The following is a 15248-nucleotide window of genomic DNA, read 5'->3' on the forward strand; positions in this document are numbered from 1 at the left end:
CCGAGACATTGTTGTAATACAGTTTCGTCGTGCAGTTGCATCTACTCGATGCACTTTATCTGCGATGTAACTTCACCGCCGCATAGGCAAAAGGAGTACACCATGTTGCATCTACTCGATGCACTTTATCTGCGATGTAACCGCTCCATTTTAACTCTTTTGTTTTGAAAAGGCTACGGAGTGCTTTCCGCTAACCGCGCTCATCTGCAATCTTTCGGCTGTGACGTAGGATACATGAGGCCATTTATCTCCTTCAAAATCAGTCCTTTCATCCTTCCGCTCACCCCTTGGCTTTTTGCCGGAGCTAGAGGTAAGCGGAGAACTACTTCAAACAATCAGAGGCCCATCGAAATCAATCGCCTTGAAATAAACATAGTGTGTGCAACTTGCCTCAAGTTGCATCTGCCCGATGCACTTTATCTGCGATGTAACGGCGCGTAGAGAGGAGAAGTGGTTGCGGCGCTACTGCGTATAATTTTATAGAACTGTATAAAATGCGCCGGTTTTTGATTCCTCACATAGAAGTAGAATCAAAACTCGGCGCGAGGTTACTACAGAAAACGACGAAATACATTACAGCTTAGAGAAGATAACTCCGTCATCGCTTTCTTCCAAATCATACATATCATTGAGAACTTCTGAAAATTTCTCCTTTTTGACCGTTAATTTTTTCGATGGAAGATATAGCATGTCAAAATAAGGGTTAATAACCGATAGAAAATCATCAACGGAAACGGACGCAACATTTTTTAGATGATGCGGAACGAACTCCACAATTAAATGTCGTGCATCCGAAAGCAATCTGGGCATTCCCTTCAGTGCAAAATATTCAGATCCTTCAATGTCCATAACAATCAAATCGAATTTATTAGAGATGACTGAGTCCAATTTGTTAGAGTGTACCTCGATAACTTCTGGGTTATCATAAAAATACATATACTTATGGATCAATGGCATTCTTTTTGATCCACCAGAATTAGATTTGCTAGCAACAAAAGACAGATTCCCCTCCCGATCACTAGCGGCAATCTGAATGGCGTTAATGTTACTGCACTTATTAAGCAAAATGTTATCTGAAAGAAGTTGAAAGGTACGTGGATTTGCTTCAATCGCAGTAACTATCTTGGTTTTTTTTGAAACGGGAATGGCCAATGTACCGATATGAGAGCCAACAAACAAAACGCTGTTTTCGGCCCCGACGAGAGAGCAAATTCGTTCGATCTCTCCTTGCCCATAACTGTTTTTTTTGATAAGTTTTCCCCCAACGCCAATATCTTCTGGATCGATCAAAAACCGGCCATTGCATGTATTAACGGCAAACGCCTCAACGTTTCTACCGATCATAATCCTTCGAACACGGGAGATATTCCCCTTCACAAAAAAAGAAAATGTCTGCACAATTCTTGCCAACATTGTACTCATGGTATTAACTCCTTTAGGCGCAACCAGTTGCGATTCCGTTTACGAAAGTGATGGTTGTCGCGGATGCACAGGTTCCACTATAACCTGTGCCGGTGGATAGGACCATTTTACCAGATCCGGTGTATCCAGTGGCAGAGGTAGGAATCAAAATTCCATTAGAATTGCTTATAGACCCTTGGAAAAATGCGCTTCCATTGTTCCCGTTAATATAAGCTCTAATAATATCTCCGTTTCCATCCTCGAACTTCCAAATAGGAGAAGTTTGGTTGGAATTCGTCCAAAATGTCATGTCCCCATTTGGGTCTGGGGAAGTAGTTATTCCTCTCCTCGGGGGAGCCGTTGATCCGCTATAGATTTCGATGCCGTCAGCAACGTTACCAACAATAAAAACTCCGTTTACAAAAGTTCCTGACCCAAGTCCTATAGTTGGTCCAGTACTTGTGTATGCGTACTGACCGGGGGATAATGTTTGCCCGCCAGTTTGGTATAAAAGACCGATTGACATGTGACCATGAAAACTGCGTTGCATCTACTCGATGCACTCTCCGTTCATTGCCACACTCGTACGACAGGTTACATTGCAGGTCAGTATATGTTGCATCTCTCCGACGCACTTTCCACCTGCGGTGGGGCTAACTGCTTCGCATGACGTTGCCTGGATTTTGGGCTGGGATTTTCCGCCGTTCCTACGGGACTTTGTTCCTTCCCGCCACCGCTTTCCCCACGCTGAAACGTGGGGCTAACCTGCATTGCGCCTACGGCGCGACTTCGAAGAGACAGGTGCAGCCCAGGCTCTCGTCTTTTTGCTTCTCTCGTCCCTCGCCTGACCTTGCCATCTTTTGCCCTTTGCTCCCTTTCTTTCTCTTCGCACCACCTTTCCTTACTCTTTGCCCCGCGCTCATGCGCTTGGTCTTTCGTCCCTGTTTTTTGCTCTCTGTTCTTGGGTTCTTTGGCTCCTGGTCCCCTTAAGTTTCCTTCTCCTTCATCCCTGTTGTTTGCGGTTCTTCCCGAATGCCTTAGAATCTGTCTTCATGAAGTGTCCTTACTGCGGATTCGGCCAGGACCGGGTAGTAGATTCCCGGGAGAGCAAGGAAGCCGACGCGATCCGGCGGCGGCGAGAGTGCGAACGTTGCAATCGTCGCTTTACCACCTACGAACGCATTGATGAAATTCCCTACATGGTGGTGAAAAAGGACGGGCGGCGGGAGCGCTTCGACCGGCAAAAGGTGCTCAGCGGTTTGCTGCGCGCCTGTGAAAAGCGGGCGGTCTCTTCCAGTCAGCTGGAAAAAATTGTGGATGCCACCGAAAGCTTCCTGATCGACGCTCCGGAGCGGGAGCGCACCACGTCGGAAGTCGGCGAGCTCATCATGCAGCATCTAAAAGGTCTTGACACTGTGGCTTACATCCGTTTTGCCTCGGTCTATCGCGACTTCAAGGATGTGCGCGAGTTCAAGGAAGAGCTGGAAGGGCTGCTGGGAAGCCATCGGATGGGGAAGGGGAAGAAGTAGGGCTAGTCAGGTTCTAGGTGCTAGTGGCCAGAAGCTGGAATCTATCGGCTTCTTCCCGGAAAAATGCTGACTTTGAAACCTGCGAGTTTTGCCGTATATTTTTTCGAGCAACTTTTTCTTGTGGATGGCGTCAATTTTCCAGTTGGAAGTGGGGCTTGCCCCACAGCTTCTGCTGGAAGGCAACAATTTGGATGAGGATGCGGCAAAGACCGCACCGGGATGGTGAATGATGGGTTTTCCAATCAAAACATGCGTTGTTTGTGGAGAAGAGTTTGAACTGAGGCCTGATAAACCGGGCTTTGCCAACCGTTGCTGGAGCTGCAGCGAACCGGAGGAAGAGGACGATGAGGCGCAGTCGAGCGCTGATCCTTTGGAACGCCGGACCGAAAGCGAGATGAATGCGGCGCGGCGCAAGGCGATTCGCGACCTGCTTTATCGTAAGGAAGCCTGAAGCAGAAAAGCCTTCGCCGGGTTGGCGAAGGCTGAAAGTACAGCAGGGTGCGGACTGGGACCGCGCCCTGTTTGCTTTATGCGACAGGGAGCAGAAACAGGCGGCTGATGACGCCGCTGATGTGGCCGGTTTCCAGATCGACTACCGGCGAGGAATGGAATTCGATGCACAGGGAACGTCCCCGGGCGTCGAGGCATGTGACTAGTACTTTGTTGGGCTTTTCAATGGCGGTGCTGTAGGGCGGCGGAGCCCCAATCTCGGGCGAACTGGGAATATAGGGAAGCGCCTGATCAATCAGCCTTCCGGCCAGCTCTTCCGACTTCCAGCCAAGCATCTCTTCGGCGGCCGGATTCAGGTAGAGAATAATGCCGATCACGTCGGTGAGCAGAACCGCTTCAGCCAGCGAACTGAGGGCGCTTTTGAACCAGAGTGCGGTGCGGCGCGCCTCGGCAAGTTTTTGCAGTTTGCGGCTTACGTCCACGCAGAGCATGCGCATGCCCACGGCCTCGCCTTTTTCATCCAGAACCAGCGAACGGTGGAATTCATAGGTGTGGAACTGACCGGTGGAATCGTAGACATTGTAGCGCACCGGCTTGGAAACATCGTGGTTTTCCAGCGCCGTGCAGTAAGCGGCAAAGCTGGGCGCCATCTCTTCGGCGGCCACCAGATCCCAGACCATTCTCCCAATCAGATTGCCATTTTCAATCGGGTTCAGATCGATTGCCGCACGGTTCGCGCGCACGATGCATCCCCGGCGATCAAGTTCAATGTAGGGCAGGGGAAGAGGATCGAGGATCTCGTTGAGGTCCTGGGTGTGTGTGGACGAAGTCAAAGGCTCTTTCATGGATCACCTGAGGGGCGTTTGTCGGACGGAGATACGGAGCAGGTCATCCGGCGAGCGCAGCTGTTGGATAGGGGTAAGGTCGAACGTGACCGGGATGCGCAGCATGACGGAACGGCCCGCAATCTGGATGGTGCTTTCACGATTCTGGGCAATGATGCGTTCCAGTTCGGCCGTCAGAATCAGTTCACTGGTGCGTCCCTGCAAAATGGCCAGCAGCGTGGAGTCGCTCCAGTGGTAGATGGCGTCGTCGCCCTGCAAGCCGGCGGTCAGGTAAGCGCTGATGGCCATCAGACAGTCCTCCACGGCTTCCGTGCCAAAGCGTTGGCTCACAATATCCAGACAGCTGAGGCGGAACAGAACAATGTATCCTTCCCCGGCGTTGTCCATGATGCGTTTTAAGTGCTCGACAGCCGCGCCACCACCCCGCAGACCGGCCGCGTTATCGTTGGCGGTGGATTTGTCGGCGGAACGCAATTTGGCGGCGTAGTCCTCCGCTGGGCTTTTTCCGCTGGCCGGATGCAGAAATGAGTCCATGCTGTTACGCCAGTCCTGAATCTCACTGGGCGAACTGAGGCGGCGCGCATCCTTGATCAAAGCCGCTGCTCGGGCTGATTTGGTATCGATGCCCAGCAGGGCGAACAGTTCGTCCTGCATCATGGCTAAAACGCCGCGCCAACAGGTCTGCTGCTCGCGCAGGTAGGACTCGGAACTGGTGCGATAGTTTTCGAACTCCTGCAGAATGGAGCGGATCAGGGCCAGCTTTTCATCGTCGGGCAGGCGGTCAGGCAGGCCTCGGGAGAAAGTTTCAACGTTGCTGCGGAAACTGGCGTAGGCCACCGGATCGATCTCCGGAAGACCGCGTGTAGCACCATCGGCAAGCAGCGTGAGGCAGCGATCAATGCCTGAGGCATCGGGATTCGGCTCTTCGGTGGCCTTTGTGGATCCCCATTTGATTGCCATCCAAGCTCTCCTGTTTTGATCTATCGGCAGCAAACATGGAGGACTGCAGAGAAACGAGGGAAACAGACCCAATCAGGGCATATGGAAGGCAACGCTCGAATAAAAATGCTTCGGGAAGGCACAGGGCGATCCCGGGAGGGCAAGGGCTTCGGTGTAAAGCAATTGGAGAACCGCTCTAGCCTATGCCGGTCCTTCTACCAGCCGCATCACGTTGACGACGCCGATGGTGGAGCTTTCCGCCTGATCGATGACCGGACTGGTGGAGAGATGAACCCTGATTTGCTGGCGGTTACGGTTAAGCAGTGTGGCGACGCCCGCACAACGGCGCTCCAGCAGTAGACGATGATTGAGCGGCACGCCATCGGAAGGGACGTAGGTCAGGATCGGCATGCCCTTTTCTATGGTCATGTGTTTCAGATCGTTGATGTTCCAGCCGGTCAGCTCTTCTGCGGCAGCATTCACAAAGCGGATGAAGCCAAGCACATCGGTAACGATGACGGCCTCGTTCATGGAATCGGAGATCGACTCCAGCCACATGCGCGCCTTGCGTTCCCGCTCCAGTTCCAGCTGGCGTTCAGTTACATCGAAAAAAATCACGCGCATGCCGGCGGGCGTGCCGTTGGCATCCAGAATTACGTTGCGATCAAAGCGGAAGGTTCGGAAGCCGCCGCTGGGAGTGTACATGGCACGGTAAGTCACCGGCGGATTCACACCGGTCATCATGACGGCATAAAATGCGCTGCGACTGGTTTCCTGTTGATCATGGACCACCAGATTCCAGATTTCCTTACCCAGCAGTTCGCCCAGCTCAGAGCGGTGAATTTCCTGAGCCATTTTGTTGCAGCGGTAGATGATCCCATTCACATCACATTCCAGATAGGCGACGGGAAGGTCATCAATCGAGTCGATTCCGCTGGAAGCGACAGCAGGGTGAGGGACTAAGGCAGTTTCAATCATAGGCATCATTGGGTGTGGTTGGGGGTGTAGCTGGCTTCCAGGCTGAGCTTGCGCAGGTCTTCCGAGCTGCACAGGCGGCTGAGGGGAATGATCTCGAACTCAATCGGAATGCGCAGCATGACTACGCGATCACCGATGTTGATGTTCACGTCGCGGTTCTGGTTGGCGATGCGCTTCAGTTCGGCAGCTAGAATGTGCTGGTTGGTGCGGGCCTGAATAATGGCCAGCAGGGCGGAATCACTCCAGTGGTAGATTGAGTCTTCGCGGTGCAGACTGCGGATCAGATAGTTGGAGATGGCCATCAGACAGTCCTGCACGGCTTCGTCGCCAAAGCGCTCGCTGATCAGTTCCAGGCAGCCCAGGCGGAAGAGCACCACAAAGCCCTTGCTACTCTGTTTGATCAGCTCATCCACTCTGCCCATGGCGGCACCGCCGCCGGGCAGTCCAGAGGCGTTGTCGTTGGCCATGGAGCTGTCGGTGGCGCGCAGGCGCGCGGCGGTACTCTCTTCCGGAGACTGACCGGCGACTGGCAGCAGGTAGGCGTCCAGGCGATCTTCCCATGCCCTGATTTCATCTGCTGTAACCAGATGGCGAATGTGCTGGGAAAGACTGAAGGCGTCCGGGGCGTTGGCCTCAATGCCAATGCTGCCCAGCAGCTTGGCAAACAGCTTGGCCACCAGACTGCGCCAGCCGCTCAACTGCTCGCGGATCGCATGCTCGGATTCGGCCCGGTAAAGCTCGAATTCGTGAATGATTGAGTGGATCAGGGCCAGCTTGTCCTCAGCGGGCAACTGGCTGGCCAACTGATGAACCATCTGCTCAACATTGGCGCGGAATTTGCGGTAGGAAAGTGTGTCAACTTCGGGGACACCCAGCGAAGCCCCTTCCACCAGAAGGGTTAGGCAGAGCTCGGGGTTATAGATGGGCGATCCACCTTTGCCAGCAGCGCTGTTCCACGATGTTTTTTGCATCGCGCTCATGGGCCCGTCCTTGGTCCGGTTATCGGCCCTGAGAAGTCTGCAAAGAGGAAAACTGCGGGGGACAAAGTTATTTTGGGCACGTGACGAATGTCAGGTCCCAGCTTGGCATGAAGTGCAACTATTTTTACCAGTAGCGAGGCCCGCCACAGAAAACAAAAAACGCAGAAAAACCATCAAAAACAGGAGCTTTTTGCCTCGAGCATACGACTACCGGCAGAAAATGAGACCTTTTCCTGTACACTGAAAGGTCGAAGACAACCATGAAAAAATATCAAATTGGCATTCTGGGTGCGACCGGTATGGTCGGCCAACGCTACATTCAGCTCCTTGAGAACCACCCGTGGTTCGAGATCGCCTGGCTGGCAGCCAGCGACCGTTCGAGCGGCAAGCCGTATGGCGAGGCCGTCAAGTGGCGTCTGGAGACTCCGCTGCCGGAGAGAATCGCCAAGATGGTGGTTTCTCCGGCCGATCCCGCAGGCGCGCCCAAGGTGATTTTTGCCTCCATCGACGCGGGCATTGCCCGGGAGCTGGAGCCGAAGTTTGCCGCTGCCGGTTGCGCCGTGCTGTCGAACTCCTCGGCCTTCCGCATGACGCCGAACGTTCCTCTGGTGATTCCCGAGGTCAACGCCGAGCATCTGCATCTGATCGAAGAGCAGCCCTGGCGCAAGGAAGCGGGCGGCTACATGGTCACCAATCCGAACTGTTCCACCATCGGTCTGGTGATGGCGCTCAAGCCCATCGAAGAGGCTTTTGGCATTGAGCAGATCTTTGTGAGCACCATGCAGGCCATCAGCGGCGCCGGCTATCCGGGCGTGGCTTCCATGGACATTCTGGACAACGTGGTGCCCTATATTGGTGGCGAGGAAGAAAAGGTGGAAGCGGAAACGCTGAAGCTGCTCGGCAAGCTGACGGGCTCGACCGTGGCTCCGCTCACCGCTGGCATTACCGCCCATTGCAATCGCGTGGCGGTGGTGGACGGCCACACCGAGTGCGTTTCGCTCAAGCTGCGCAAAAAGGCTACGCAGGAAGAGATTCTGGCAGCCTGGGTCGCGTATCAGCCGCTCCAGGGCCGCGATCTGCCCACGGCGCCGAAACAGCCCGTGCAGTGGATTGCGCAGGCCGACCGTCCGCAGCCGCGTCTGGATCGCAATCGCGATGGAGGTATGGCGGTTACGGTAGGCCGTTTGCGTCCCTGCAATCTGCTGGACTGGAAGTTTGTGGTGCTTAGCCACAACACGGTGCGTGGCGCAGCCGGCGCAACCATTCTGAACGCCGAGCTGCTGGCCAGTCTGGGCAAGCTGTAAAATACAGCTTCTAGCAGCTAGCTTCCAGCTTCTAGCTCTTTTGTTGCTCGAGGACGCATGTTGCGCTTATGCAATATGCGTCTTCGTGCAATCTACGAAAGATGGAAAGCGGAGCTAAGTAAAATAGCTAGAAGCTAGCAGCTAGAAGCTGCACTGGGAAGACTCCGATGAATCTGGTAGTGATGAAGTTCGGCGGCACGTCGGTGGAGGATCCGGCGGCCATTGGGCGTACCGCGGCCATCGTGGCCGGGCGCGTGGCCTTGGGCAAGAGCCCGGTTGTTGTTGTCAGCGCCATGGCCAAAGTGACCGATCAGTTGCTGCGTACGGCCTCGGCCGCAGCCAGCGGTGATCGCACCGGAGCGTTGGCCATCAGCGAGCGTCTGCGTGCCCGCCATCGCGATACGGCGGCGGCCCTCGTCAAGGATCATGCCGCGCTGGCCACGCTCACCAACACCATTGACGAAGAGTTCGACGCCCTCGATGAGATTCTGCGTGGACTGGCTGCCATTCTGGAGCTTACGCCGCGCATCAGCGACTTGATCGTCAGCTACGGTGAACGCCTGTCGAGCCGCATCGTCACCGCTGCCTTCCGTGAGCTGGGCCTGAACGCCGCCCATGTGGACGCGCGTCAGATCGTTATCACCGACTCGCAGTTCCAGAAGGCCGTGCCCAACGATGTGCTGATCGAAAAGAAGGCGGAAGAAATTCTGCGTCCGTTGGCCAAAGAGGGCAAGGTTCCGGTGATGGGCGGCTTTATCGCCTCGAACGAAGGCGGTATTACTACCACGCTCGGCCGCGGCGGCTCGGACTTTACCGGCGCGCTGGTGGGTGGCGCTCTCACGGCCGAGGCCATTGAGATCTGGACCGACGTGGACGGCATCATGACCACCGATCCGCGCATCTGCCCGGACGCTCTGCGCGTGAAGACGATCAGCTTTGAAGAAGCCGCTGAGCTAGCCTACTTTGGTGCCAAGGTTCTGCATCCGGCCACTATTCTGCCGGCCGTGAAAAAGAGCATTCCGGTGCTGGTGCTCAACAGCCGCAACGCCAACTGCGAGGGTACGCGCATCACCGCGATTGCGCCCCACTGCCAGAGCCCGTTCAAGTCGATTGCGGTCAAGAAGAAGCTGGCCATCATCGACGTGGTGGCCAGCCGCATGTTGATGACCCACGGCTATCTGAAGACCATCTTCGACATCTTCGACAAGCATCAGTGCGCTGTTGATATGGTTTCCACCAGCGAGGTCAGCGTTTCGCTCACGGTCGATTCCAATGAGAAGCTGCCGTCCATCGCCGCTGATCTTTCCAAGCTGGCCGATGTGAAGTATGAAGGCCAGAAGGCGCTGATCTGCTTGGTGGGCGAAGACATTCGCGGCCAGAACGGCATGGCGGCCCAGGTCTTCAACGCCGTCAAGCACGTGAACGTGCGCATGATCTCGCAGGGAGCCAGCGAAATCAACATGAGCTTCATGATTGAAGAAAGCGACGCCGACGAAGCCGTCCGTTCGCTGCACGCCGCCTTCTTCCAGAATCCTGATCCGAATGTCTTCGACGTGGAGGCGAGAAAGCCAGCGGCAAGCCGCTGACTTTCAGCTTCTAGCCGCTAGCTTCCAGCTTCCAGCTTTTCTTGCCACCGCTGGCAAAATCAAATCCACTGGGTGCCCCAGGTCCCGCTTTTGGGACCTGGGAAACCACCAGCCTTGTTTTAAGCTCAACATAGAACAACAATAGGGCTGAAAGCTGAGAGCTGCTTTTAAGATCAATGCGGGGCAATTCCGTTTCTTTCGCAATTCACAAGCTAGAAGCTGGCAGCTAGGAGCTGTACTTCATGAACATCCTCGTATTAGGCAAGGGCAAGACCGGCTCGCTGGTGGCGGAAATCGCGCAGGAGCGCGGCCACACCGTGACATCGCTTGATGAAACTCAGAATGCAGGCGCTGCAGCGCTGACGGCCGAGCGTCTCAAGAACGTTGACGTGGCTATCGACTTTACTTCTCCTGAAGCCGCCGTGGCCAACATTACCGCCGTGCTGCGGGCGGGCGGGCGCATCGTCGTCGGCACCACCGGCTGGTATGCGCATCTGGAGGCCTTCAGTAAGCTGGCTGCCGAGACCGGCGGCGCTCTGCTTTACGGCACCAACTTCTCCATCGGCGTGCAGAAGCTCTTTCAGTTGACAGCGACGCTGGCGGAGTTGGAGGGCTACACCTTTTCGATCGACGAGACGCATCATGTGACCAAGTTGGATGCGCCCTCGGGCACGGCTCTTACCCTGAAACAAATCATCACCGCAAAGCGGCCCGACGCCGTGGTGGAGATCACCTCATACCGCATTGCCGACGCCAAGGGCGAGCACATTGTGCGCGCGGTGAACGACATTGACACGATTGAAGTGCGCCACGACGCCACCAGCCGCCGCGGCTTTGCGCTCGGTGCGGTTCGCGCTGCGGAATGGGTGGTTGGCAAGACGGGTTCCTGGGAGTTCCGCGAAATCTTTCCGACGCTGTAAGAGCCATGCAGTTTTCTCTGTTTCCCGGCTTCCACGAACGGAATCCGGGAGCGGAGGAAGGTGCTTTCGGTGCATGAAAAATCGATTTTCCTGCAGGAGCAATGGGTGGCCGGTTCAGGAAATGTTGGCGCGAGGAAGCATCTGCGTGCTATTGTCCTAGATGCCCGCGCGGGGAAGGCGGAAAGCGCTTTCTACGAGACCCCGCAGGGCATAAAGGCGACGACGATGCGCATTTTCAAGCTGCTGGTTTTCGTTCTGGCAATGGCTCTGACGGCTGTTGCGCAAGGAGAGGTGAAAATGTCGGTTTGGGGACACACCAAGGATGGCGTTGAAGTTCCAATTTATACGCTGAAGTCAGCCGAACTCGAAGTGCGAGTGACTGCCTATGGCGCACGGTTGGTCAGCGTGAAGAGCGCAGACCGCAATGGCAAGACAGCCGATGTGGTGGTTGGTTTTGATTCGCTCGATGGCTATCTGGCCGACAATCCGTACTTTGGTGCCATTGTTGGTCGCTACGGCAACCGCATCGCCCACGGCAAGTTTTCGATTGACGGCCATCCGTATCAGATTCCCGCCAATGACGGCGTGAATGCCCTGCATGGCGGTCCCGCAGGTTTTGATACCAAGGTGTGGCAGGCCCAGGAAGTGCCGAATGGCGTGGAGTTTACGCTGGTAAGCCCGGATGGCGACATGGGATTTCCGGGAACGTTGACGGCCAAGGCCAAGTACACGCTTTCCGGCCATACCCTGCGCATTGACTACACTGCCGCAAGCGACAAGCCGACCATCGTGAACCTGACCAATCACTCTTATTTCAATCTGCATGGCGAGGATCAGGGCACCATCCTTGATCATGTGGCGCTGATCCATGCGGACAAGTACACCCCCACCGACGCGGGTCTGATTCCGACCGGCGAACTGGCTCCGGTGGAAGGCACGCCGATGGACTTCCGCAAGCCCGAAGTGGTGGGCAAGCGCATTGATGAGAATTTTGAAGCGCTGAAACTGGCCGGCGGTTATGACCACAACTGGGTGCTGAACGGCGAAGCAGGCAAGCTGCGTGTGGCGGCCGTCGTCTCCGACCCAGAGAGCGGTCGCGTGCTGACGGTGGAAACCACTGAGCCGGGTGTGCAGTTTTATGCCGGCAACTTCCTGGATGGAACGCTGACCGGTCGTCACGGCGTCAAGATCCTGAAGCGCAGCGGCTTCTGCCTGGAGACGCAGCACTTTCCGGATGCGCCCAACCATGCCAACTTCCCCAGCACGCAGTTGCGCCCGGGCGTGACGCGCCACTCCACCACTACGTTCTCGTTCACCGTAGCCAAGTAATTCTTTCCTGGTTTTGGTGCAAGAGTAGTGAAAAGCCGATCCCCGAGGGGATCGGCTTTTTCTTTGTATAAGCGGGCAATCGTCACAGTTCTTCGAGGTAGCCCTCGGCAATCTGTTCTTCCTGATTTTGAAAGATGGCCATGGCCGTGGTCATTTTGCGGAAGCCGAGCTTGTGATAGAAAGCTTCTTTGCCGCGCACGGAGTAGAGAAGGATCTTGCGATGGCCGCGGGAGAGCTCGACGAGCCGCTCGACGAGCTGTTTGCCCAATCCCTTGCCCTGATAGTCGGGTAGTAACGCCACATCACAGAGGTAGGAGCAGTCGGCTCCATCGGCCAGAGCGCGGCCCGCGCCCACCAGCCGTGCTCCATCGTAGACAAACAGGCGATAGGTGCTGTTGCTAAAGGCGGTGCGCAGTGTCTCCGCACTTTTGGAGCCCAAAGAAGCTGCCCGGTACAGAGCTTCCAACTCTTTCCAGTCAATTGCGTCGAGCGCGGACTTCCAGAGGAATTGTGTTGTTGCGGAGTGCGCTGTGTCCATGCCTTGATTGTATGAAAAACGGACAGAAAAAATCGACTAGCAAAATCAGGGATGCTGTACCCGCAAGCCACAGGTCCAAAGTTGCCGTGACCATTAGGGAACGGCAACCTTGCACGATTTTTCTGGGGCTACCTTTCCTGATTTTGCTCTAGATGCCACTCAGCACGATCTACAAAGGGCTAGGGCCTGTTGGAGGACCGCTCTATAAGAATCTGCTGAGCTGTTTACGGCAAAGATGGCTTGTTACGTGTAGTAGATGGTATTGCATGTCGGTTTGTTTGTGGCTACCTGAGAGCGCATGGAGAAATCCCTGCTGGAAAGCTGTAGCGAATGAGCTTCAGGGGGCATGATCGCAAGGAGACTTATTTCATTTTGCAAAATGAAATCCAATCCAGGCTTGCTGAGGCATTGCTCTTGCACAAGAGTGGTCAGTTGCCTGCGGCAAAGGCGATTTATGCAAATTTGATGGCCCGTCACGGGGATCTGCCCGATGTATTGCATCTGGCCGGAGTCGCGGACTATCAGAGCGGCGAATACGAGAAGGCCGAAAAGAAGATTTTGCGCGCCATTCAGCGCAACGGCCATGTGGCCAGATATTACGGTCATTTGGGTCTGGTGCTGGAGGCTTGCGGAAAAACGCGCACAGCGGAAGAAAAATATCGTCACGCCCTGCATATGAATCCGGAGGATCCGGATACGTATCTGAACCTTGGCAATCTGCTGTTGCGGCAGGAACGCGCGGTGGAGGCGGCCAGCGTTTTGCAGCAGCTTTTGCGTCGCCATCCGCGGCTGAGCGCGGGCTACAACAGCCTGGGCTGTGCACTGCTGGCCCTGAACAAACCAGAAGCTGCCATCAACTGCTTTCAGAAGGCGCTCCAGATTGATCCGCGCAACGTCAAGGTGATGTGCAATCTGGGAGGCTATCTGCAGCGTGAGGGCAAGACCGATGAGGCATTGGTCTGCTTTCGCAGTGCGGTTCGCATAGAGCCTGGATTGCGTGAAGCCTTGAATCCGATGGGCGTTTTGCTGCGTGAAAACGGGCATGCCGCCGAGGCTGTAGAGGCGCATCGTGCCGCGCTTGGCTGCGATCCCAATCATGTGGAGACGCTGGCCCAGTTGGGTATGGCGTTGCGCTATGCCGGAGCTTACGACGAGGCTGCCGCGCAGTTTCGCCATGTGCTGGCGCTTCAGCCCGGCAGTGAACGTGCCATGGTTGGACTGGCCAATGTGCTGGTTGAGCAGGGAAAACTGGATGATGCCAAAGAGACTTTAGGCAGTCTGCCCGCGACGAACAGCATGAGTGCCGAGACCTTCAATACGCTGGGCGTGATTCTGGATCGCGAGGGCAGCATCGATAAAGCGTGCCTCAGTTTGCGCAAGGCCATTGACATTAAGCCGGATTTTTACGAGGCCTATAATAACCTTGGCCTGATGTACTGGAACCGGCGGGCTATTGTTGAGGCGCGCGAGCTGTTTGAAAAATCTTTGCGCCTGCACCCCAATTATGCAGAGGCGCGCTGGAATCTGGCTTTGCTGCAGCTGATTACAGGCGAGTACCAGGCTGGCTGGAAGAATTATGAGGCGCGTTGGCATCGCAGGTCAGCGCCGCGCAGCTTCGATCGTCCGCTGTGGAGCGGCCAGCCGCTGGCCGGCAAAAGAATTCTGTTGCACCATGAGCAGGGGCTGGGCGATACGCTTCAGTTTTTGCGTTTTGTGCCGCTCGTGCAGCAGGCGGGTGGGCAGGTGATTCTGGACGTGCCGGAACGCATGATAGCATTGGCCGCTGCGTTGCCACGGCTGGTGGCTGTGACGGTTCCCGGCAGCAGGCTGCCGGAGTTCGACCTGCACTGCCCGCTGATGAGTCTTCCTGGTTGTTTCGGAATCACGCTCGAAAATCTTCCCGCGCCGCCGTACTTGCAGCCGACGGCGCATGCGCGGGAGCAGGCACAAGAGTTCCCGTGGACCGGCAGTGGTTTGCGCGTCGGGCTTTGCTGGGCAGGCAGCAACAAGAATGCGACCAACGCGCTGCGCTCCATTGTGCTGGATGATCTGGCTCCGTTGCTGGGCGTCAAGCATGTGCACTTTGTCTCGTTGCAGATGGACAAAGAGGCGCAACCGCGGAGCGCCGCTGCCGCCTCCATGCAGGATTGCACCGCGTTCATGCAGGATCTGGATACAACCGCCGCACTGATCGAACAGTTGGATCTGGTGATCAGCGTGGATACGATGGTGGCGCATCTGGCTGGAGCGTTGGGCCGTCCGGTATGGACCATGCTGCCGCAGGCTGCGGATTGGCGCTGGCTGCTCGGGCGCAGCAGCAGCCCGTGGTATCCCACCATGCGCCTTTTCCGCCAGAAGACTCCGGGCGATTGGGCTGCCGTGGTGGCAGAGGTGCAGGCAGAGCTGGAAACGCTGGCGGCTACTGCAAAAACAAGATTGCAGTAAGTCC

14 protein-coding genes and 1 CRISPR repeat array (1 of these 15 cut by a window edge) are annotated in these 15248 nt (G+C 55.9%); of the genes, 7 read left to right on the forward strand and 7 right to left on the reverse strand.

Annotated elements, in window-relative coordinates; genetic code table 11:
• A CRISPR array of direct repeats spans positions 1 to 141; the repeat unit is 37 nt; unit sequence GTTGCATCTACTCGATGCACTTTATCTGCGATGTAAC (it extends 321 nt beyond the left edge of the window).
• A gap of 432 nt (positions 142 to 573) precedes the next feature.
• Together ACOBR2_RS04370 and ACOBR2_RS04375 are read right to left on the reverse strand one after the other, a co-directional pair.
• Complete coding sequence (locus tag ACOBR2_RS04370) at positions 574 to 1422, reverse strand: FkbM family methyltransferase (protein WP_420238836.1); 849 nt, start codon at positions 1420 to 1422, stop codon at positions 574 to 576.
• Between the two features lie 13 nt (positions 1423 to 1435).
• Complete coding sequence (locus tag ACOBR2_RS04375; protein ID WP_420238837.1) at positions 1436 to 1927, reverse strand: hypothetical protein; 492 nt, start codon at positions 1925 to 1927, stop codon at positions 1436 to 1438.
• 526 nt (positions 1928 to 2453) lie between these two features.
• On the opposite strand from ACOBR2_RS04375, the gene nrdR reads away from it, so the two are divergent.
• Positions 2454 to 2930: a transcriptional regulator NrdR gene (nrdR, locus tag ACOBR2_RS04380; protein WP_420238838.1), complete on the forward strand. Its 477-nt coding sequence runs from the start codon at positions 2454 to 2456 to the stop codon at positions 2928 to 2930.
• Between the two features lie 226 nt (positions 2931 to 3156).
• Positions 3157 to 3381, forward strand: a complete 225-nt coding sequence (locus ACOBR2_RS04385; protein WP_420238839.1) for a hypothetical protein — start codon at positions 3157 to 3159, stop codon at positions 3379 to 3381.
• 76 nt (positions 3382 to 3457) lie between these two features.
• Here the strand turns inward: ACOBR2_RS04385 and ACOBR2_RS04390 are convergent, their stop codons facing one another.
• The 4 genes from ACOBR2_RS04390 to ACOBR2_RS04405 all read right to left on the reverse strand — a co-directional run bounded on the left by ACOBR2_RS04390 (position 3458) and on the right by ACOBR2_RS04405 (position 7122).
• Positions 3458 to 4225 (reverse strand): PAS domain S-box protein, encoded by a 768-nt coding sequence (locus ACOBR2_RS04390; protein WP_420238840.1) that lies wholly within the window; start codon positions 4223 to 4225, stop codon positions 3458 to 3460.
• A 3-nt stretch (positions 4226 to 4228) separates the two neighbouring features.
• Positions 4229 to 5185: a diguanylate cyclase domain-containing protein gene (locus ACOBR2_RS04395; RefSeq protein WP_420238841.1), complete on the reverse strand. Its 957-nt coding sequence runs from the start codon at positions 5183 to 5185 to the stop codon at positions 4229 to 4231.
• Between the two features lie 180 nt (positions 5186 to 5365).
• A complete protein-coding gene (locus ACOBR2_RS04400; protein ID WP_420238842.1) occupies positions 5366 to 6142 on the reverse strand; it encodes a PAS domain-containing protein in 777 nt (258 codons plus the stop codon).
• Positions 6143 to 6147: 5 nt separating this feature from the next.
• Positions 6148 to 7122: a diguanylate cyclase domain-containing protein gene (locus ACOBR2_RS04405; protein WP_420238843.1), complete on the reverse strand. Its 975-nt coding sequence runs from the start codon at positions 7120 to 7122 to the stop codon at positions 6148 to 6150.
• Positions 7123 to 7382: 260 nt separating this feature from the next.
• On the opposite strand from ACOBR2_RS04405, the gene asd reads away from it, so the two are divergent.
• From asd to ACOBR2_RS04425, 4 genes are all read left to right on the forward strand, one after another.
• Complete coding sequence (gene asd / locus ACOBR2_RS04410; RefSeq protein WP_420238844.1) at positions 7383 to 8426, forward strand: aspartate-semialdehyde dehydrogenase; 1044 nt, start codon at positions 7383 to 7385, stop codon at positions 8424 to 8426.
• A gap of 167 nt (positions 8427 to 8593) precedes the next feature.
• A complete protein-coding gene (gene lysC, locus ACOBR2_RS04415; RefSeq protein WP_420238845.1) occupies positions 8594 to 10012 on the forward strand; it encodes a lysine-sensitive aspartokinase 3 in 1419 nt (472 codons plus the stop codon).
• A 242-nt stretch (positions 10013 to 10254) separates the two neighbouring features.
• Entirely contained in the window at positions 10255 to 10932 is a 678-nt protein-coding gene (locus ACOBR2_RS04420; RefSeq protein ID WP_420238846.1) for a 4-hydroxy-tetrahydrodipicolinate reductase, read from the forward strand.
• A 105-nt stretch (positions 10933 to 11037) separates the two neighbouring features.
• Complete coding sequence (locus ACOBR2_RS04425; protein ID WP_420238847.1) at positions 11038 to 12261, forward strand: aldose epimerase family protein; 1224 nt, start codon at positions 11038 to 11040, stop codon at positions 12259 to 12261.
• Positions 12262 to 12343: 82 nt separating this feature from the next.
• Here the strand turns inward: ACOBR2_RS04425 and ACOBR2_RS04430 are convergent, their stop codons facing one another.
• Positions 12344 to 12799, reverse strand: a complete 456-nt coding sequence (locus ACOBR2_RS04430; RefSeq protein ID WP_420238848.1) for a GNAT family N-acetyltransferase — start codon at positions 12797 to 12799, stop codon at positions 12344 to 12346.
• Between the two features lie 372 nt (positions 12800 to 13171).
• Here ACOBR2_RS04430 and ACOBR2_RS04435 point away from each other — a divergent pair, with 372 nt between their 5' ends.
• Positions 13172 to 15244 carry a tetratricopeptide repeat protein gene (locus tag ACOBR2_RS04435; protein WP_420238849.1) on the forward strand — a complete coding sequence of 691 codons (2073 nt, stop codon included), beginning with the start codon at positions 13172 to 13174 and terminating at the stop codon, positions 15242 to 15244.
• Positions 15245 to 15248: the final 4 nt, after the last annotated feature.

Source organism: Telmatobacter bradus, from assembly GCF_048629425.1.
Taxonomy (GTDB): Bacteria; Acidobacteriota; Terriglobia; order Terriglobales; family Acidobacteriaceae; genus Telmatobacter; species Telmatobacter bradus.